Source organism: Candidatus Manganitrophaceae bacterium (genome assembly GCA_012960925.1).
GTDB lineage: Bacteria > Nitrospirota > Nitrospiria > SBBL01 > JAADHI01 > DUAG01.
Window position 1 is genome coordinate 30,496 of record DUAG01000011.1, and the last position, 19,407, is coordinate 49,902.

19 protein-coding genes and 3 tRNA genes are annotated in these 19,407 nt (G+C 44.4%); 8 read left to right on the forward strand and 14 right to left on the reverse strand.

Going from position 1 to position 19,407, the window contains the following annotated elements; genetic code table 11:
* Positions 1-49 precede the first annotated feature (49 nt).
* The 4 genes from EYQ01_01525 (at position 50) to EYQ01_01540 (ending at position 3,266) form a co-directional block, all read left to right on the forward strand.
* Positions 50-1,072, forward strand: coding sequence for an ATP-binding cassette domain-containing protein (locus EYQ01_01525; GenBank protein HIE64495.1), 1,023 nt, complete (start codon positions 50-52; stop codon positions 1,070-1,072).
* Positions 1,073-1,154: 82 nt separating this feature from the next.
* Positions 1,155-1,868 carry an SDR family oxidoreductase gene (locus EYQ01_01530; GenBank protein HIE64496.1) on the forward strand — a complete coding sequence of 238 codons (714 nt, stop codon included), beginning with the start codon at positions 1,155-1,157 and terminating at the stop codon, positions 1,866-1,868.
* A complete protein-coding gene (gene folK, locus EYQ01_01535) occupies positions 1,816-2,634 on the forward strand; it encodes a 2-amino-4-hydroxy-6-hydroxymethyldihydropteridine diphosphokinase (protein HIE64497.1) in 819 nt (272 codons plus the stop codon). The genes EYQ01_01530 and folK overlap by 53 nt, the downstream gene beginning before the upstream one ends.
* Positions 2,635-2,798: 164 nt before the next feature.
* A complete protein-coding gene (locus tag EYQ01_01540) occupies positions 2,799-3,266 on the forward strand; it encodes an IS6 family transposase (GenBank protein ID HIE64498.1) in 468 nt (155 codons plus the stop codon).
* 514 nt (positions 3,267-3,780) lie between these two features.
* Here the strand turns inward: EYQ01_01540 and EYQ01_01545 are convergent.
* The 3 genes from EYQ01_01545 to EYQ01_01555 all read right to left on the reverse strand — a co-directional run bounded on the left by EYQ01_01545 (position 3,781) and on the right by EYQ01_01555 (position 7,399).
* Positions 3,781-4,566 (reverse strand): hypothetical protein, encoded by a 786-nt coding sequence (locus tag EYQ01_01545; protein HIE64499.1) that lies wholly within the window; start codon positions 4,564-4,566, stop codon positions 3,781-3,783.
* Positions 4,567-5,656: 1,090 nt separating this feature from the next.
* Entirely contained in the window at positions 5,657-6,280 is a 624-nt protein-coding gene (locus tag EYQ01_01550) for a hypothetical protein (GenBank protein ID HIE64500.1), read from the reverse strand.
* Positions 6,281-6,430: 150 nt separating this feature from the next.
* Positions 6,431-7,399 carry an IS30 family transposase gene (locus tag EYQ01_01555; GenBank protein HIE64501.1) on the reverse strand — a complete coding sequence of 323 codons (969 nt, stop codon included), beginning with the start codon at positions 7,397-7,399 and terminating at the stop codon, positions 6,431-6,433.
* Positions 7,400-7,596: 197 nt separating this feature from the next.
* On the opposite strand from EYQ01_01555, the gene EYQ01_01560 reads away from it, so the two are divergent.
* Positions 7,597-8,148 (forward strand): GGDEF domain-containing protein, encoded by a 552-nt coding sequence (locus EYQ01_01560; GenBank protein HIE64502.1) that lies wholly within the window; start codon positions 7,597-7,599, stop codon positions 8,146-8,148.
* 188 nt (positions 8,149-8,336) lie between these two features.
* Here the strand turns inward: EYQ01_01560 and EYQ01_01565 are convergent, their stop codons facing one another.
* The gene (locus EYQ01_01565; protein ID HIE64503.1) at positions 8,337-8,519 is read right to left on the reverse strand and encodes a hypothetical protein; all 183 of its coding nucleotides are present in this window, start codon (positions 8,517-8,519) and stop codon (positions 8,337-8,339) included.
* A gap of 453 nt (positions 8,520-8,972) precedes the next feature.
* Here EYQ01_01565 and EYQ01_01570 point away from each other — a divergent pair, with 453 nt between their 5' ends.
* Positions 8,973-9,947: a ketopantoate reductase family protein gene (locus EYQ01_01570; protein HIE64504.1), complete on the forward strand. Its 975-nt coding sequence runs from the start codon at positions 8,973-8,975 to the stop codon at positions 9,945-9,947.
* The gene (locus EYQ01_01575) at positions 9,901-10,647 is read left to right on the forward strand and encodes an HAD family hydrolase (GenBank protein ID HIE64505.1); all 747 of its coding nucleotides are present in this window, start codon (positions 9,901-9,903) and stop codon (positions 10,645-10,647) included. The genes EYQ01_01570 and EYQ01_01575 overlap by 47 nt, the downstream gene beginning before the upstream one ends.
* Positions 10,648-10,669: 22 nt before the next feature.
* Here the strand turns inward: EYQ01_01575 and EYQ01_01580 are convergent, their stop codons facing one another.
* The 4 genes from EYQ01_01580 to EYQ01_01595 form a co-directional block, all read right to left on the reverse strand.
* On the reverse strand, positions 10,670-10,957 hold the full coding sequence (locus EYQ01_01580) for a hypothetical protein (GenBank protein ID HIE64506.1): 288 nt from the start codon (positions 10,955-10,957) through the stop codon (positions 10,670-10,672).
* A 13-nt stretch (positions 10,958-10,970) separates the two neighbouring features.
* Complete coding sequence (locus EYQ01_01585) at positions 10,971-11,702, reverse strand: hypothetical protein (protein ID HIE64507.1); 732 nt, start codon at positions 11,700-11,702, stop codon at positions 10,971-10,973.
* 85 nt (positions 11,703-11,787) lie between these two features.
* The gene (locus tag EYQ01_01590) at positions 11,788-12,390 is read right to left on the reverse strand and encodes a hypothetical protein (protein HIE64508.1); all 603 of its coding nucleotides are present in this window, start codon (positions 12,388-12,390) and stop codon (positions 11,788-11,790) included.
* An 890-nt stretch (positions 12,391-13,280) separates the two neighbouring features.
* The gene (locus EYQ01_01595) at positions 13,281-13,640 is read right to left on the reverse strand and encodes a hypothetical protein (protein ID HIE64509.1); all 360 of its coding nucleotides are present in this window, start codon (positions 13,638-13,640) and stop codon (positions 13,281-13,283) included.
* A gap of 476 nt (positions 13,641-14,116) precedes the next feature.
* Between EYQ01_01595 and EYQ01_01600 the strand changes: the two genes are divergently transcribed.
* Positions 14,117-15,145, forward strand: a complete 1,029-nt coding sequence (locus EYQ01_01600) for a diguanylate cyclase (protein HIE64510.1) — start codon at positions 14,117-14,119, stop codon at positions 15,143-15,145.
* A gap of 272 nt (positions 15,146-15,417) precedes the next feature.
* Here the strand turns inward: EYQ01_01600 and EYQ01_01605 are convergent, their stop codons facing one another.
* The 6 genes from EYQ01_01605 to serS all read right to left on the reverse strand — a co-directional run bounded on the left by EYQ01_01605 (position 15,418) and on the right by serS (position 19,013).
* Positions 15,418-16,095 carry an IS6 family transposase gene (locus tag EYQ01_01605; GenBank protein HIE64511.1) on the reverse strand — a complete coding sequence of 226 codons (678 nt, stop codon included), beginning with the start codon at positions 16,093-16,095 and terminating at the stop codon, positions 15,418-15,420.
* A gap of 705 nt (positions 16,096-16,800) precedes the next feature.
* A tRNA-Arg gene (locus tag EYQ01_01610) sits at positions 16,801-16,877 on the reverse strand.
* Positions 16,878-16,885: 8 nt separating this feature from the next.
* Positions 16,886-17,425 (reverse strand): DUF2155 domain-containing protein, encoded by a 540-nt coding sequence (locus EYQ01_01615; GenBank protein ID HIE64512.1) that lies wholly within the window; start codon positions 17,423-17,425, stop codon positions 16,886-16,888.
* 25 nt (positions 17,426-17,450) lie between these two features.
* Positions 17,451-17,544, reverse strand: a tRNA-Ser gene (locus tag EYQ01_01620).
* A gap of 78 nt (positions 17,545-17,622) precedes the next feature.
* Positions 17,623-17,708: transfer RNA gene (locus tag EYQ01_01625), tRNA-Ser, on the reverse strand.
* A 30-nt stretch (positions 17,709-17,738) separates the two neighbouring features.
* Entirely contained in the window at positions 17,739-19,013 is a 1,275-nt protein-coding gene (gene serS, locus EYQ01_01630) for a serine--tRNA ligase (GenBank protein ID HIE64513.1), read from the reverse strand.
* Between the last annotated feature and the right edge of the window lie 394 nt (positions 19,014-19,407).

Below are 19,407 nucleotides of genomic sequence, written 5' to 3' on the forward strand. Positions count from 1 at the left end.
AGAGGGGCTGCTGGATCGTTACAACAATTAAAGGATTAATATCTGATCAATGCCTGCAATTAAAGTCACCCAACTGACAAAGACCTTCAAAACCCACCGGAAAGAGGCCGGCCTTAAGGGCTCTTTCAAAGGGCTTTTCTCACGAAAGACGCTTTATAAAGAAGCAGTAAAGTCTGTCTCCTTCACCTTGAAGGAGGGAGAACTTGTCGGCTTTCTTGGACCCAATGGCGCTGGAAAAACAACCCTCTTGAAGATGCTCTCTGGAATACTCTATCCAACATCGGGAGAGGCAAAGGTTCTGGGCTTCACACCCTGGCAGCGAGACCGTGAGTATCAGCGACAGTTTTCTATCGTCATGGGGCATAAAAATCAACTCTGGTGGGATCTCCCTCCCTCTGAGTCTTTCCTGCTGAATCGAGATATTTATGACGTAAACCCATTGGTTTTCCAAAAGAGCATCGATGAAATGGTGGACCTGCTCAAACTCAAGGATATCCTGGACGTGCCGGTACGGCAGCTCTCTCTGGGAGAACGGATGAAATGCGAACTGGTCGCGGCACTGCTCCATCAACCCCGGGTTCTCTTTCTGGATGAGCCGACCATCGGTCTCGACGTCATCTCACAGGAAAAGATACGGTCTTTTATTCAGGAATATAACCGGCTCAAAAAGACGACCGTCCTCCTCACAAGCCATTACATGCAGGATGTTGAGCAGCTCTGCAAACGGGTGCTTGTAATCAACCACGGACGCATTGCCTTCGACGGCATGCTCTCTGATCTGTCTCAACGTTATGGCGACCATAAGGTCATCAAGGTTCGCTTTGCCGATGCTCAAACAACACTCCCGCTACCCGGTTTAGAGGGAGTTGAGGTGTGGGACGCACACCACGCTGTAGTAAAAGTTCAAAAAAAGGAGGTGGCACACATCACCCAAAGGCTTCTCGAGGGATATCATATTGAAGACTTATCCGTTGAGGAGGTGGAAATCGAAGAGGTCATTCGGAGGATTTTCGAGGAGTCTCCGGAGGAGTCGATTGAAAAAGACCATCCTAACGGAGTGGAAGATAAATAGAATCATCTCTCGATTTCGGTTGAGAATTGATCAGAATGCAAATCGTGATGCAGACATCATCACCAGATAGAAGGTCCAAATAATGAAAACAGGAAAAGCTGCATTAGTAACAGGAGGGGCAGGAAGACTCGGCAAGGCAATGTCCCTCAAGCTTGCCGACCTGGGCTATGACATTGCCTTGCAATATAACAAAGCTGAACTGCAAGCTGAACAGACCAAAGAAGAAATTACCCGCAAAGGCGTTGTCTGCGATATTTTTAAAGCGGATTTTCTTGTTGAGACCGATGTCGAAAAGTTGATCCAAAGAGTGAACCACGTCTTTGATTTAAAAATACTCATTAATAACACCTCAGAATTTATTCCCTCCAATATTTCAGACATTGGGATAGAACTTTTTATGAAACTGCTTAGGATTAACTTCTTGAGCGCATACACACTCACAAAATCATTCACCACAACAAAACAAAATGGACTGGTCATTAATATGTTAGATTCAAAAATAAATAAAAACACCTCAAAACATTTTGACTATTTATTAACAAAGAAGTTTTTAAAAATTTTCACAGAAATGGCCGCGATGGATTTGGCGCCACACTTTCGTGTGAATGCGATCGCACCCGGACTCATCTTACCGCCAAAAGAAAAAGAACCAGGGTATTTAAAAGGACTGTCCTTACATATTCCGATGAAATCAACGGGCACCCTAAAACAGATTGAGGATGCCATGGTTTTCTTCGTGAACAATGATTTTACGACAGGACAGACCCTGTTTATTGATGGAGGAGAACATTTATAAAATGAATTCAACCGGGAAATTTTCAAAGGTCTGTATAAAAAATTTAAGATTAAGAACTTATATCGGATTTAATGACTGGGAAAAAGAAAAGTTACAGGATGTCGTTATATCAATATCCTACAAATACGATATCTCAAAAGTCGTTCAATTCGATGATATAGATTATGGGGTCAACTATAAGATAATCACAAAAGAAGTGATTCATTTGGTTGAAAACAATAAATTCAATTTAGTAGAAACGCTTGCCGAACTTATATGGGAATGTGTAAAAAAGGTCCCGTCCATAGTAGATGTCAACGTGACGGTTGAAAAACCAAATTCTTTGCGTTTTTGCGACAATGTCCTTGTAAGCGTATCGGATAAAGATCGATATAATTCTGCAATCATCAGTCTCGGATCGAATATTGATCCGGAACAAAATGTACAAACGGCTCGATTAGAAATCTCACAGATCGCATCGATCTTGAAAGAAACAAAAACTATCTACACAAAACCTGTCGATTTCGTCGAACAGGATGATTTTCTAAATGGCGCCCTGCTCGTACAAACCAAGCTTTATTTTGATGAACTGGTTGAACATTTGAAATGCATTGAGGATAAGCTGGGAAGAGTACGAACAGAGAATAAAAACGGACCACGAACAATCGATCTAGATGTGATTGTCTTTAACAAAGTCCCCGTTGATAAAGAGATTCACAAGTTAGATTTTTTAGCTTCTTTTATCCAGGAACTTCAACCAGGTATTATTCCCAACGAAGGGCCATGATCTTTACGACAACTCTCCCCACGAAGTTTATATCTTGGCGTTGACCCTGGTTTCGTAAAGATGGCACAACGATATTCTGTTCTGTCGCAAAGTTCAGATTGTTATCACCAGCGATTTCATAGGAGCATCCGTGGCATCAAATAAACAATACTCTTGGAGCCCTCATGCTGAGTTTCAAAGGATATCATTTTGAGAAAGAAATTGTTTTGTTATGCACCCGGTGGTATCTGGCTTATCCTTTGAGCTATCGCCACATCGAGGAGATGATGGAAGAACGTGGAGTCGATGTGGACCACTCAACGATCAACCGCTGGGTTTTAAAGTTCACTCCTTTCATTGAGAAAGAATTTAGAAAGAAAAAGAAACCTGTTGGCCTAAGTTGGCGAATGGATGAGACCTATGTATCCGTCAAAGGGAAATGGAAGTATTTATACCGAGCAGTCGATAAACAGGGCCTGACGGTTGACTTTATCCTCACTACAAAGCGGGATCGGAAGGCAGCACTGAGGTTTCTTAACAAAGCGATAGCGTTTCAGAAGAAACCCTCTCATATGATTCGCAAAGGTCAGATGAAACAACGGGCCGGGCAACATCAGACCTTCGCCCAACAATTTTACTCATTGGCAGCTTAAAGACTGAGATCGTCAGGCCCTTTTTGTCCTCTGGAGTATTTTGCGACAGAACCTTTATTCTACTATATTCTGTGCGCCTTTCGTCTTTGGCCTGCATTACCAAGCGGGGAAAGATCCTCGTAAAGTAAACGAATGTCTCTGCTACGCATAGCTTGGCGGACAAGTCATTCGAGTTATGCCGTTCAATTCCGCATTCACGCTGCACTTCGACGCGAACGATCAAGACAACTTGCTAGCTAAAGATTCCGACAGAAGGTCGCAGGGTACAACCTAGTTGGGTTTAGCGACTTTTTTGCTGATGACATTTATATCGCGTTATGACCATCGCTTTGTAGCCTTTCAACTACATTTTCTGAAGAAACTACGGAGCCAGAATCCTCAAGCTTTATTTAATAAGCTGCATCTATGTTTCGGGGCTGGATCTATCTCAGCAAGCTCTCCCCTGTAGGACGCCCATACTCTTCTGTGGGAATGATAAGTTTAACCTTTTCTACTCTCTGGTGACAGCGTCCCCTCAGTCATTCCCCGGATCGCGGGGATTATCCCCGGCTCCATGAGTATGTGTGTCCGTGTGTACCCAACCATTTCCGTCCTCAAATGGAAAATCTGCCGCTTCCCATTTATCCGGGTTGCCGGTGTTCCAGGGATCGAGATAAACCACACGACCACTGCATGTTCCTTCAAGTCTGACAAAATGGTGATAAGAGAAGACGCTATAATCTCGTCTTGCACGAATTTGCTGAATCTTCCAGCATTTCCAAACGCGAGTAACCAAGGCAGACCAACTCACTTGTTGCCAGTCCGCACAATTCCCAACTCGATGCATTCCAAACCCGGGATCAGAATATCCTGCGTCATTCCCGGCCTGATAGCCAGTCTGCCGTGCATTATTAACAGCATCGGTATAAAAACCAATCATCTGTTGGAATTCGGCATCTTCTTCTGCCTGACTACATTTGCCATCGTCTGCGCTATTCCCACCACTTGAAACGGATGAGCTGCCAGTATCGTCTGTCGAGCTTTCGCCACCATCACAGCTACAGTAAATAGTGGTACTGAACCCAACATCTATGTATTCATCAGTTTCTTCTAATAAACTGACTTCAGTATTCCTTAAATGGCCTTTACAAGTTCCCGAAGCACAAAGACCGATGGAACACCAACCGTCTGCCTGAAGAGTAATCCAGCGGATGAATGGTGCCAATCCTACTTCACCTTCCTGTTTTGCAATCCTAACTCGATCAGATTTAAAATTTACATCGTCTACATCACGACATAATGTTGGCATAATCTTCTCCATTAGTTTTTGAGGTTAATAGATAACGTCACCCGAAGCTTTCACCATTTTTCATCAAGCTCAATTCCCACATCATACTTTGAAAAGAAGTAGTATCTTCTCTCCCAGTGACTCTGTAGATAACTGCCAAATGGGCAGTGATCCTGCCCATAGACTTCTCCGCCGGAGGCGCTCCGCGAACGCAGTGAGCGAACTTGAGCACATTTTATGATTTGTTTAGTGAAAAGTGATCTTCCCCAAAAATAGTGAGAATCAGGAAGACCGCCACTACTCATGTTGAGAAACCAGGCATATTTTACATTTCTTGGAAGGGAAGACTCAGCTTTGAAAAAGCAATATCACAACAAAGTTATGGTGACCTAAAACATTTGTTTTTGGACTGTTAGAAATGTACGCCAGACCCTATTAAAAATCAACCACTTAGACTTTGGTTAATGAGCCAGGTTTTTGGAACGGGGGGGGGTAAAGAGTTATCTTACAACTCGATAAATTTTGAATCTCTGAGAATTATCGATAACATCTACTAATTCTCAAAAATCAACACACTGAGAATTGAGGATTACCAAGAGAAATCAATCGTAGTTCCTATTAGTGACATCAGGGGGAGAATAATGTCTCAACTGGCATGAGAGAATGGGGAAAAAGGGCGAGGAAGGATTAAACGGTGAAAACCTGTGACACAATTAACAATTCTACTGATCAGCGACAATTATAATTCCCTTCCGCGAAAAATAATTGTCGTTGATTCCTTTTGCATCAAAAATCAAACCGCCAGGTGGGCCATTATCCGGATACCATTCTCACGTGTAAATGGCACCCTATGAGACAGTATTACTCATTCTGTCTCATAACCTGTCTTGTTCTCGGTCATGGTGATAGTATCGGAAGAACTACCAAATCGCAAACGCTTTTCTCCCAACGCTGCCTGAAAAAACAGGCATAGATTTTATCGGTTTCCAGGAGAAACCTTGTACCGATGGGGTGATATCAAAAAACAACATTACAGGGAAAAGACCTCATCTAATATCTGACGACCTTGTAAAAGCCCTTTTTCGGAGGTCACAAGGGGAAAACCTTTAAGGCGACATTCCCCTTATGAGATATATCTCCATGGAGTCAGTTTAGGGATTATCGCTGGTACGTGTGCACGATAGGTATCGTAGATTTCCCCTAATTCATTTCTCAAATTACGCTCCTCTAAAGGGATTGCGATAGCAATATAGATAGCGGCAATGATCAGAAACTCAAGATCTCCGTAAGACATGACCGGTCTTGAGAATCCTGCTAAACCAAAGAAGAGGTACATCGGGTGGCGACAATAAGCGTAGGGTCCTTTTGTTGATAATTCCAGCGGCTTATCTGGGATATTTTTTCTGCCTGGTAAAAGGGAACCGATACCGAAGAAGTCGACGTAGTTGATAATGTAAATCGAATAAACTCCTCCAAAAACACATCCGTACGACACAATATTCAGAATCCAATAGAGGGCATCCTCTGCATGCCACACAAAGCCTTCAATGGGTTGCCAGAAGTACATTACAGCCGTCAGAGTAAAGATGGCTAATAAGACATACGTAAACCGATAAAAGCCTCGATGTATTATTTGTTCGATATATGCTTTTACAAATTCACGTGCCAAGAGACTATGAACAAGACAGAACAAAATGAGCAAGGTCGCATTCATAGCAACACGGATAATCTCTTCCTGGGGAATCATGTTTTCCTAATTAAACCTCACCAACCTCATTCCTCAACTTTGTATCCATCCTCAACCTCCTAATCTCCGTCAATATTTCTTCCTTCTTCAAAATTCCTTTCGCATCTAAAAGATTAATGATCGCCTCCTGAGTAAGGACATACCGCGGATTCAAGTAGTAAGTGCAACAAAAGGGTTTGAATTAAAAAACACCTGATTGGGTGTTTTGAAGTTCAATGTTTTTCTTGGACGATTGTTTAATTTCTCCATGGCCTTATTGATTTCCTCATCAGTGATTGTACAGAAGTCTCTGCTTTTGGGAAAGTATTGTCGAATGAGCCCGTTGGTATTTTCATTCAGGCCGCGTTCCCAAGAAGAATAGGGATGTGCAAAGTAGAACGTGGCCTTGAGCTCTCTTGAAATCGCCTCATGATGGGCAAACTCTCTGCCGTTATCGGAAGTCAGTGTGAGAACACGATTGGCCAGCGGTTTGAGCAACTCAGTCACCGCTTGCGTCACAAGAGAAGCAGATTTGTACTGGACCTTGCGTATTCTCACCAGACGCGATTTACGCTCGGTCAATGAGACGATGGCCTGGCGGTGCCCTTTGCCGATGATCGTGTCGACCTCCCAGTCGCCGTAGCGGCCTCTTGAATCCACGACCGCGGGCCGGTCGTGGATACTGATCCGATTAGGGATCTGGCCCCGTCGATCATAAGAGCCGTAGCGCTTTTTTCTCTTCTTTTTACAACGGAGGTGCCGATAGAGATCACCGCCTCGCCCCTTGTCTTGAAGGATATGCTGGTAAATATATTCATGGCTGACACGAAGAGCCTTTTCCCGTTTGAGCCAACCGCTGACCTGCTCCGGGCTCCATTCTTCACGCAGGAGCTGTCTGATCAGCACCCATATGGCGGAGTCGATCCGGGGTTTGGCCTTGCTCTTGCGCCGAGTCGATGCCAGGTGATGGGCCTGCTTCGCACGATAGCCCCGTAAACCGCGATTACGGAAAAGCTCGCGGCTGATCGTTGATTTATGAACCGCTATCAACTCCGCAATTTTGGTTTGATGATGTCCTGTTTTCATAAGCACGTAAATCTGATATCTTTGTTCCCGGGTAAGCTGCGTGTAGGTTTTCATCAGTGCTCCTTTGATGTGATGGTCTGAGAAACACTGCTGATCCTACCGCAGCTTGCCTCTCTTTCCAACTACCAAAGTTGCACTTACTTGTTGAATTCACGTACTACTCTAAAAAAGAATTAAAGTTATTGGAGATCTTTGCAGGGTACACATCGACTCTGATTGAAAACGTGTTATATGCCCGTAAGCATAGCGAAATGTCAAAACGGGATGGTCTTACGGGTCTATACAATGATCGGTATTTTCATCTGAAACTGGATGAAGAGGTGCGCCTGGCAAAACGGCGCAAGCACGATCTTATTTTATTTTTCATGGACATGGATCATTTCAAAGAGATCAATGACACTTTTGGTCATATGACCGGAAGTCATGTTCTTCAGGATGTTGGTACTATTCTCAGGAAAGTGGTTCCATCCAAGGATGTGACGATTGCCCGATATGGGGGAGATGAATTTGTCATCATTTTTCCTCAAACCAGCCTGGCACAAGCCCTTACTGTTGCCGAGTCGGTCTGCAAATCAATCCAGAAATTCACCTTTACTTCAGTACCTATCCATCCTGAAGCTAAAGTGGTTATGATCGAGGGCAGGCTGACATGCAGTATCGGCTTGTCTTCTCTCAGGGATCACGTTGATCTGCGGTTATCGAATGACAATATCCGCCATCTCCTGATCAGGAAAGCCGACGAGGCGATGTACCGGGCAAAATTAAGCGGGAAGGGTTGTGTCTTTCTTGCTGAATCAGGGTGAAGATATTAGAGAATAGCCGCGACCTGGAAGAACCCATGCCCCGAAGCGGAGGAGTCTTTGAGCAGATGGAAGAAAGACCCTTTATCCTTATGCGCTTGCCTAATCCTGGTCACTCGCTGTTATATGTTTTCGGCTTGTAAAGAAGAAGCGAGCTTTTTCCTGGAAAACTCACCCTATTCAGAGCTTCCTTAAGACAGGTCACGCGCTTTTAGTGTTTTGCGTTTATCTTGTCGTGTTTTTTCAATGGCTTCAAGACAGATATTTTCAACCTGGCGACTTAGTTCTGACAGAAATTCAGCCGAAGAATTAAACTGCGCTTTTCCCTGAATAAACTTCTTCACCTTTAAACTGACGACGAGCATTCCGGACATGAGTTTTCTCCTTCGCAAACAAATGACGAACTTCTTCCTGATAAACGCGTATAGCGTGCCCAATTTCCATCCTTCTGGACCGAGAATCCTCAAAGCGATCGAAATCTTAACACAAAATATAAGGAGGTGCAATCGCAACACAGGGAAATAAAACGATTTCAATAAGCTCATGGTATAATTACTCGGACACACAGACCGAGCGAGCGGCCTGTTGTTCGCAGGGCGGGATTCTTCCAAATATCAGGCTATTCTCTTCGATTTTCGTCTTGAATAGACACATCAGATCTCCATCTAAATGGAAGAAATTTCCGGCAAGCTGGGGGGATTCTTCGATGCGAGTTGAGCTTAACTGTTTTTATACTTGCGCGATGCGTATTCACCTCAGACTTCATCAGAGATCTCTTAAATGAGTGGGTAATACAGGTCAAGTGACATCTAGAAAGATTAAAAAAAATTCTATTCGTTGGGGCAGGAGCTGTCGGAGGTTATTTTGGTGGACGTCTTTGCAAGTCTGGTGCGGATGCCACTTTTTTTGTCCGTCCGGAGACCTATGATCATATTTCCGGGAATTGTCTGACGATTAAGAGTATTCATGGCGATTTCTGGGTTCATCCCTTCCTTATTCACAACATTTCACAAATATCTTCAGTGGATCTCGTTGTTTTAGCCGTCAAATGTTATGACATTCTTCCGGTCCTCAAGGAGATTGCACCACTTGTTGAAAAGGGAGCGGTGATTCTCACCCTGCAAAATGGTGTGGATATCGAAGAACAGGTCTTGTCTTATTATAAACGCGAATGTGTGGTCGCGGGCTTGGCTTATATTACGGCCAGGCTGGCTTCCCCAGGGGTGATAGAACATTACAGGCGGGGGATGATTTCCCTGGGAGAGTTGTCAGCAGAGAAGAGTGATCGCGCCACCCAGATTTATGACTTGTTTTCGAAGGCCGGAATTTCATACACTTTGAGAAGCAGAATTCTAAAGGCAAAATGGGAAAAATTGTGCTGGAATGCAACCTTCAACCCCTTATCTGTTATTCTCGATGCACCCATCTCGCTGATATTGGATTCTCCTTCGTTATTGGAGATTGTCCGAAGGGGAATTTCCGAGGTGATGGATGTGGCATCTGCGGAAGGGATCCGCCTGAATCCAGACACCATCCGTGAGACGATTTCATCATCAAACCCGTTTAGAAATTACCATACGTCGATGTATGAAGATTACAAGAATGGAAAACAGACTGAAATAGAATACCTGAATGGTGCGATCATCCGCCGAGGGAAGAAAGTAAATATTCCCACTCCAACGCATCAGATGTTGTATCCTTTGGTGAAGGGATTGGTCATGAATCGATCCTTAAGAAGCTCGGACACGCCGCAGGATGGATCAGATCGGGAATCCGGGCTTGTCCATGAAAAAGAGAGTTGAAGGTCGAATGATCAAAGGGGTTTTTTTTGATGCAGGAGGGACTCTGTTTGATGTAAAAGGCGGTGTGGGAATCCAATACAGTCGCATCGCAGGGAAACATGGGGTTCAAGTTGACCCGCTTGTATTAAATAATCGTTTTAAAAAAGTATTTGAACTTACCCGCCCTCTGGCCTTTCCAGGGGCGGGTGAGCATGAGAGAAATGGCTTGGAGCGGAATTGGTGGCGACAAGTTGTCCGTCAGGTTTTTGAAGGGATTCCATTTCCATCCTTTGAAGCATTTTTTGATGAAGTATACTTTTTTTTTGCCGGTCCGGAAGGATGGGTTCTTTTTTCAGAGACGATTGAAGTCTTGGAGGGTCTCCATGCTCGATCATACTATATAGGGGTTATTTCAAATTTCGACTCTCGCCTTGAATCAATTTGCCAAGCACTGAATATTTCCCGCTACTTCAGCGAGATTTTTTTTTCAAGCCGGCATGGCATGGCCAAGCCTTCACCTGAGATCTTTGCGGCTGCTCTGGGAGCGGCCAATATCTCTCCCTCCGAATCGATTTATGTCGGGGACAGTATTCATAATGACATCAGGGGAGCACTTTCTATTGGAATGAAGCCGTTGTTGGTCGATCGGACCAACGATCATAGAGAAAGGGAGGATATTGACCGTATCTCCAGTCTGAGGGGTGTTTTTAGATATATTTAAGAAACTTCTAGTCTGGGTGCGATTACTTTTGTGGATCGTTGGTGGAGATTGAAACGGCATGCCCGCTATCGCTTGACTCAATAACAACGGCCATCCCGGCCTTGATTTTCCCGTTTAGACGGGTTGTTTCATCCAGATGAAATTTGTGTGTCCTCCCTTCTTTATCCATCACAAGGATAAATACTCCTTCTGCTTTCAGGACTTTCCCGAATATCTTATTTGAAACGGTTTTCTTACTTTCCGGATAGCTCAAGGCAGGTATACCGATGAGGATGATAATAGCTGCAAGGATTAAGGTAATTTTCTTCATCAGGATTCTTCAATCAAAAATGTGCATTGATGACCGGAATCCAACGGAGAAAAGTGGGGTTGTTTCCGGCAAAATTAAAAATTCCAATTTGTATCCCGTGAAGCTCGTTGGCAACATTATATGCACCGATCTGGACACCATAGAATACGTCCGCCCCGTTGACGAGCCCGATGGATAACCCGATCATCTTTTGGTCCGCCCCGCTCAATATTCCGCCAATGGAAACGCCCCGCATTTCAGTCGGAACCGCATAGAGCCCCCCGATGACGAGTCCCCTTGCTTGCTCAGCGAAACTCCCGATGATTCCGATCGAAATTCCATCGATACTCTTCTTGAACGATACAACACTACTGACAGCGAGACCCCTCAATTCTTTTCCACCTATTGCGAAACCACTCAGAAAGATTCCCTCCATCTGTCTTCCCCCTGTCCTGAGCAGGCCGACCGCTATCCCTGTGGTTCCATCCCTGGTTTCCGCAAAGAGCGGACTGATTAAGAGGCCATTCATCTTTCGAGATGCCGGTGCAAGTGCGATGGCCAGGCCGTTAATTTCATCTATCGGTGGATCAAGGTTGGAGCGAAATAGAGTTCCTATGTGAAGACTTAGCCCGTCAATCGTCCGGCCTTCTGATCGTATATTCCCGAAACTTAACCCGGAGCCTAAAGTTGTGGTTCCCAAACCTGCTGAGGCATCATCTACGAAGAGGAAAAAAAGGAGCAGTAATGAGAAAAAAGATTTGTGCATAGAATCCTATTCAGTATGATGAATTTGGACAGTATTTCATATTGAGGCTGAATTCACAAGGCCGCTTTGAACATGCGATGCGGGTTCAAGGAACGACGATACGGTCACTCGCTCTCCTTCTGGGGTTCCCTTTTTGGGCTTTCCGCCGAAGCAGAAATGACTGCCCGCTGATCCGTTCGTAGAAGTTGGAAAAAGCTTGATGGGCCTCGGCCCGATCATCTGAAAACACTCCTTCTTCAAGTGAATCCTTTAGTTTTATTTGTACGATCACTTTTTCGGCATTGATGAGACGTTTCAGAAACACATCATCAATTTCATAGTGTTTTGAGGAAGAAGATATTGATAGGCCAAAGAAATTTCCACTCACTGACCCCGGGTCGGTATTCACTCGTATTCGTTCATCGGTTGAAGAAAAAGTAACCACAGCACCATCGATCTGGAACAGAAGGCTTGGTTCTTTTGAAAATAAGCGGATACCAGGGACATGGGCGATAAGAATGATCCTCCCCTCCGGCATATTGGTCCGCCTGTAAAGGCTTAAACTGATCGTGGTGCTATAGGTCCAGACAGGGCCGACGGAGACCTCTGTTGCATCAAGAAGCGAAGATTTGGTTTCCTTGACGTGCCACGGAATCGGGGCACAGGCAGTCAATGTGAATAACAATAGAAATACGGAGAGTTTCTTCATCTCTTCGCATTATAGTGCAGCGCTTCATAGAATGAAATATAAAAAGAGATTCCATGGAGGAGAGAAATATAGACAGAGAGGTCTCCAGGCATTAAAGAACTCCATCCTGGACGGAAGGGAAGTGCGTTCGCTATTTATGTTCTCAATCAAGCAGGGTCATGATGACTGTAGTCCTCCTTCAATCACACCCCATTCGTCAGTAAGCCCACATTTGCATCGAATCCGAGCTTTGAAAAAAGAGTCGAAGGGGTCCGTGGCGATACTAATGCTCAGGGGGCCGCACTTACACCGTCCCATTCCGGACTGAATATATTCAGATACCTTTTGTTTTATTTTTTCTTGTGCTTCGAGTGAAATTTCGGTAAACCATTTATACTGGTCTTCCATCAATCCATATCTCATCAGCCACGAAGGTTTAGGCGCATAGAATGCTACCTGACTTGATAATATTTTACCATAATTTTACTATCCATCATACTATAACGACAGACTCAAGATCGGTGATTGGATCTTGGGATAAACCGTTAAGTCGCCTGAAAGACAAGTCCAGAGGCCTTAAGGACGAGCGAGGCGTACTTACCTGTACGGTGAGGAGTCTGTTATAACGACGTAATTTCAGCCGAATGGGTCTCGCGCCAGCCATCCGCGATTTCTAATTCCGAAATCGCGGAATTAGGGACAGAAGAGACTTCCTTTAAAGAGCGGAAAGATATTGAAGAGAAGGCCTGATGGCTTGGCACCGCTTATTGGACAGCCTTATGCTGCCATCATTGGAGAACCTCGCTCCAGAGGGGTGAGGACTCTCTTTCCCAAAAGGAAGCTTTCGTTCCATATTTACTCGCTCACCCAATCCCGCTCGGAAGAACGGGGATTGCGCTCGCCATTATGTATTATGCGGGCAGGGCGATTCGCAGATAGAGACGCGTGGGCACCTGAGTTTTTGTAAAGATATTGTTCGGCAAGTGGAGGTTGTAGGTCTGACCTTCATAAATCGCAAAATATCTATTTACACCTTCCACTTCATGGGCATACTCAAAATTCCATACACTTGATGCCGTCGCTGGTTTGATTCTCTCCCCGCGAAAACCAATTCTTCGGACGGCTTTGTAGCCCTTCCCTATCGAGACGAGAATACGGTCTGGAAGTTCACGGTCAGGGAGAGGTGGAAGCATGAAAAGCGGTGCGTAAAGATCAGGAAAAACCGGTTCAGGTTCCTGGGCAATATCCAGCCTCGTTTTGCTAATATTCACATGGTATACAAATTCATTGATAACGGGCTCTACCCAATCTTTCTCGAAACCGTCAAAACGGATACATCGGTACATAAGCTTCTCATTTTGTCGTTATTTTTATACTGTCATAAATAATATTAATAGAGAATATTCATGATAACAATAGGTTCTATGAGGAAATCGGTGAATTATTACTTATTTTGTGAGAATTTAGCCTGCAACGATTGTACTTAAAGGCAAGAGACAAGTCGTGATGAACCAAAAGATGTGTGCCCCTCTCTGATTGACTTGTACGGTACCTCAAGTTGGATTTACTGGAGTTCTTGTCTTACAACTTTTCATGTTTTCTTTCCAGGTTTATGGCTTGGAGCCGAAAAATTTAAATATTATTGAAACAAATATTTAAATTGCCTTTATTTCTTGACAGATCAGGCTGAGGCGATATCTTTAAGTAATATAATCGACACAAATCAATTTTTCTTCTCAGGAGCATAATGAAAGTTAAAACACTGATTATTGGAAATGGTGACTACGAATCAAAGCAGGTCAAACGCTTGTTTGATGAGATGGGAAATGAAGCTGTTCTGGCCGCATCCGGTCGCCAGGGGATGCAGATTGCTTCAGCGCAACATCCTGATCTGATCATATTGGATCTGGCTTTGCACGACATCTCAGCCATCGAAGTCTGCAGGTGGGCAAAATTAAACATGCTGACCAAGAAAGTTCCTATTATCATGTTAGGGGGGAAGAAGGAGATCAAAGAGCGGATTGTCTGTATAAAGGAAGGTGCAGTTGATTATATTGGAAAACCCGTTGATCAATTGGAAGTAAAAATCAGGTTCGATTCATTTGTTCGAGAAAAATTACTCAGCGATGCGCTCAAAATTAAAGAGATGGAATATAATGATCTTATTCTAAATGTGGACTCACTTGTCATTTTTGATCCTGTGACCGGACTTGTGGGCAAAGAACGTTTTCAATCGATCATCGCAAAAGAACTAAAGAGGGCGAGTCGCTATAAAAGTGCTTTTTCCTGCCTGATTATCGATGTTAATCAAGGAAATAAAGATAATGATTCATGCGGACAAGGGGTGAGCGACGTAGATTTGAAGGCGATTTCGGAAGCGATTAAAGAGCAGGTGCGGGCTGTAGACACCTTGGCCCGAAACGGGGAAAAAGGGTTTATGCTGCTTCTTACTGAGCAGGATCAAGGAACAGCTGTAATGATTGCGACAGCGATTGCGGAAAGAATCGGAAAGATTCCTTCAGAAAGAATCTCAACAAAAGAGAAAGAACTGTCAGTCTGTATCGGGATCTCCTCAATGCCCGATCAGGGAATCAAGCGGGCTCAAGGGATTATAATGTGCGCCGAGTATGCCCTTGACAAAGCAAAGAAAACGGGTGAAGGAAGGGTTCAATCTGCCCGGATGATGGAAGTCGAAAAGAATCCATGGCCAATGAAACGCCAAGAGGGTCTCCCAAAGGAGGAAACCTCTCCTCGTCAAGATAAGACCTTCTGCTAGAGGTCTGTCTCTGATCTGCCCATAATCAACAAAAAACTGTTCCCCGAGTATTCACTGGTTTTTAGAAATGAAATAAGCCATGATTGCAATGCCTCCTATAAACAGAAACATTTCAAGGACGACAACGTTCATTGAAAACACCCATTCGGGCAAAAACCTGACGATGGATTCATATTAATCGCTTCCACTCTTCATTCGTCAAAAACAATCTCAAAATCCGGTTCTGTCGCAAATATTGTCAAGGGACGTAAAAGTGCCTGAAATACTATTGCCTATGCGGCTAATGAGTAAAATTGTTGGGCGAAGGTCTGGTGTTGCCCGGCCCGTTGTTTCATCTGGCCCTTGTGAATCATATGAACTGTTTCAATACCCCCTAGGGTGATACTGGCACTTCGGAATGATTTGAATCGGAGCATGGGTCGTATTTTATTTTTGATGAAGTGGTGGTCTTGCTCGACAATATTATTGAGGTATTTGCACTGTCTGATCTTTATCCGTTTCCGGTTCTCCTGATTATATATTCTGATCCCTGCTTTGTTGGCCCCGCTCTTGTCGATGTTGATCTTGGAGGGTTTCTTCTGGAACTTTATCGCTTTCTTTAGAAATCTCAAAGCTGCCTTCCGATCCCGCTTTGCGGTGAGGATAAAGTCTATCGTCAGGCCTGCTTTATCGACTGCGCGGTATAAATACCTCCATTCCCCTTTGAGGGATACATAGGTCTCATCCATTCGCCAACTTAGGCCAATGGGGCTCTTCTTCTTTCTAAATTCTTTCTCAATGAAAGGAGTGAATTTCAAAACCCAGCGGTTAATGGTTGAGTGATCCACATCGACTCCACGTTCTTCCATCATCTCTTCGATGTGAAGATAACTCAAAGGATAAGCCAGATACCACCGGGTGCATAACAAAATAATTTCTTTCTCAAAATGACATCCTTTAAAACTCAGCATCAGAGCTCCAAAATCATTATTTGTTTCATGCCCCGGATGCTACTATGAAACCGTCGGGAATTACAATCCGAACTTTGCGACAGAACCGGTTTTTAGGGGTATTGATGCCTACGAAGAAGAGAAGAGAATTTAACGGATATTAAATTCGTCTATCACGTTTGTAAGATTCTAGTGCGCGCTCCTCAGCCTTTTTCTGAGATATCTGGGGCGCACGTCTGCGTTCATGATTGATTAATCTCCCAGCCTTGTCTTGGTCACCGCCACAAAATCTAAGTAATTCCGAATTAGGGTGAATACTATTTTTCTTGCCTCTAAGTGATCTGTTCCGGAACAGATCTATTGAGGAGATCACAATCAAAAGAAACAGAGCAAGAGATGATAATTGAATATAGACGGGCATCGCCATGAACGAGTCCAATGCTTGTCCAGTAAATTCTCGTAGTCCCATTTCGAGCCTGATATTACTTGGCAGTTTTTCTACCTAAAAAAAAGGCCCAAGGACTCCTTTTTTTGGAGTTACCATGGGCTGTTGGATGATTCAATCTATGTGGCCGAGAGCCTCAAGGCAAATTTTGTGACAAAGTTTCCCCCGATAGGAGTAATTTAGATGCGTTTTGTGCCTACACATTGCCTACATCTTAAAATATTGAATACTGATATGGTATTTGAAGTATTTTGTGAGTATTTGAAAATTAAGGTAAAAACTGGTGCGCCCAGAGAGATTCGAACTCCCGACCCCTTGATTCGTAGTCAAGTGCTCTATCCAACTGAGCTATGGGCGCGACCTGGTTTATGAGGCGAGGACATCTTTCAGGGTGATGGCAAAATTGTCATGTTCAAATGGATGCATGGTTGGAAAGAGTGAGAAGAGCCAGCCCTCAAAGAGTTCAACTCCTTTTTCAGTGATGACCACGTGTATCGCGGGATTTTTCAGTTCATTGGAAACCGAAGTGAAGACTGTTCCCTGGATAATCAAATCGGGCAGAAAAACACCGACCTTCACCTGAATCTCTGAACCGGGAACATTCCATATTTCTCCGAGGTTCACAGGATGTTCTGTGATCTCATGGGTCTTTTTATTTTCCAGCATAAGTTTAACGCTTTTCCATTTTCCCTTGACCATGTCCGGAATAATCACTTTTGCCCCGCTTAGGTCCGGTATGTCCGTATGTGCCCCTCCGCGGAGAGGCGGCGGGGTTGGACGATCTGAGTTTTGACCGGACAATGATGGGGGAAATGTGTCAGGAAGTTCGGTTCTTGCCTCATTCTTGTTACATGACGCAAGAATGACCAAAGCGAACAAAAGAACGACGATGGGTGTTTGTTTCATAATCTCCTCTTAACCTTTCTAAACTTGGCGGAGAGGCAGGGATTTGAACCCTGGGTAGAGGTTGAAGCCCCTACGGCGGTTTAGCAAACCGCTGCCTTAAGCCGCTCGGCCACCTCTCCTTAATTATGTCATGTCAGTATCTAGGTCTTTTTCCTAGAAATATTTTTGTTGTTACTCTGAGCCTTTGCTGTGGCTTATGGCGGAGGGGGTAGGATTCGAACCCACGACCCTTTCGGGTAACGGTTTTCAAGACCGCCGCCATAGGCCACTCGGCCACCCCTCCATTTTTTATTTAGACATAGGAAACATTCCTTCAACTGTCTTCAATGGCTTTAAGCCCTCCCATGTAAGCCCTGAGGCATTCCGGAATGAGAACCGAGCCGTCCGCTTGTTGATAGTTTTCCAGGAGGGCGACAACGGTTCGTCCAACCGCCAGTGCGGAGCCATTGAGTGTATGGAGGTGGGCGATTTTCCCCTCACGCGTGCGGTATCGAATTCGGGCGCGTCTCGCCTGAAATCCCTCGAAGTTGCTGCATGAAGAGATCTCTCGATACCTTCCCTGTGATGGAAGCCAGACCTCTATATCATATGTTTTTGCTGAAGCAAAACCAAGGTCACCTGTACAAAGCGATACCACCCGGTAGTGGAGTCCCAGTCTTTTTAAAACTTCTTCTGCATGAGACAGGAGTCTTTCCAGTAAATCATAGGATTCATCAGGAAAGGAAAAAGTGACCAATTCAACTTTATTAAATTGATGCTGTCTGATCAATCCACGGCTTTCATTTCCGTAAGTGCCGGCCTCCCTGCGAAAGCAAGGGGTGTAGGCGACGTAGGATAAAGGAAGCTGTGATTCCGTTAATGTTTCCGCCCGGTGGATATTGGTCAGAGGGACTTCGGCCGTCGGGATGAGGAAATAATCGTTATCTTTGAGCTGATAGAGGTCTTCTTCAAATTTCGGAAGCTGTCCGGTGGCGGTCATGCTCTCGCGGTTGACGATAAAAGGAGGGATTATTTCCTTGTATCCGTGTTCATTCACATGAAGATCAAGCATGAAATTGATCAGTGCACGTTCAAGTCGTGCCCCCCATCCCTTGTAAAGAGCAAACCGTGCCCCGGTAATCTTTGCACCTCGTTCAAAGTCGAGGATGTTGAGCTGCTCACCGATTTCCCAATGGGGTAAAGGCTGAAAGGAAAAGGAAGGAGGCTTCCCCCATCGACGCACTTCCGGATTATCCGCTTCGTTTTTTCCGATCGGTACCGAGGCATGAGGAAGATTGGGTAGTTTGAGCAGAAAGGGGTTTATTTTTCCTTCAGTCTGTTTCAGTGCAGTTTCAAGTCCGGAAATTTCTTCGGAAACCTGTTTCATTTCTTTGAGTATGGGTTCGATAGACGTACGTTCTCTCTTGTATTTTGCGATTTGTTCCGATGCCTTGTTTTTTTTATGTTTAAGCCCTTCAATCTGCCTCTTAAGGTCGCGTTGACGCTGGTCCAGTCCGATCCATTCGTCAAAAGAAATATCTATTTGTCTGAGCGCAATCCGTTCTCGTACGAAATCCAGACCTTCGCGCAGGTCTCTAAGTGCCAACATAGACGGGAATCAGCCTTGGAAAATGGGAAATCCTTCTGAAATTCTTCCTGAATGAGTGGGTCTGAACTTAACATTTTTGGGCAAAAGGAGTCAACATGATGCTTTATCCCAAGATCAGCGATTAGATCTTGGGCAAACCGTCAAGTTATCTGAAAGACAAGGCCAGAGGCCATAAGGGTGATCGAGGCGTACTCACCCGTACGGTGAGGAGTCCGTTGGCCGATAACACAGTAATTTCAGGTGAATCGACGGTTTCTAATTCCGAAATCTCGGAATTAGGGTTTATCTCAAGGTAGAATTTCTGATCTTGGGAGTATCATATTGCCTTATTACTGGGTTATTGCTTGACAATTTCTGGTAATTTGGTATCTTTTTTCTATGAAATCTAGATAAA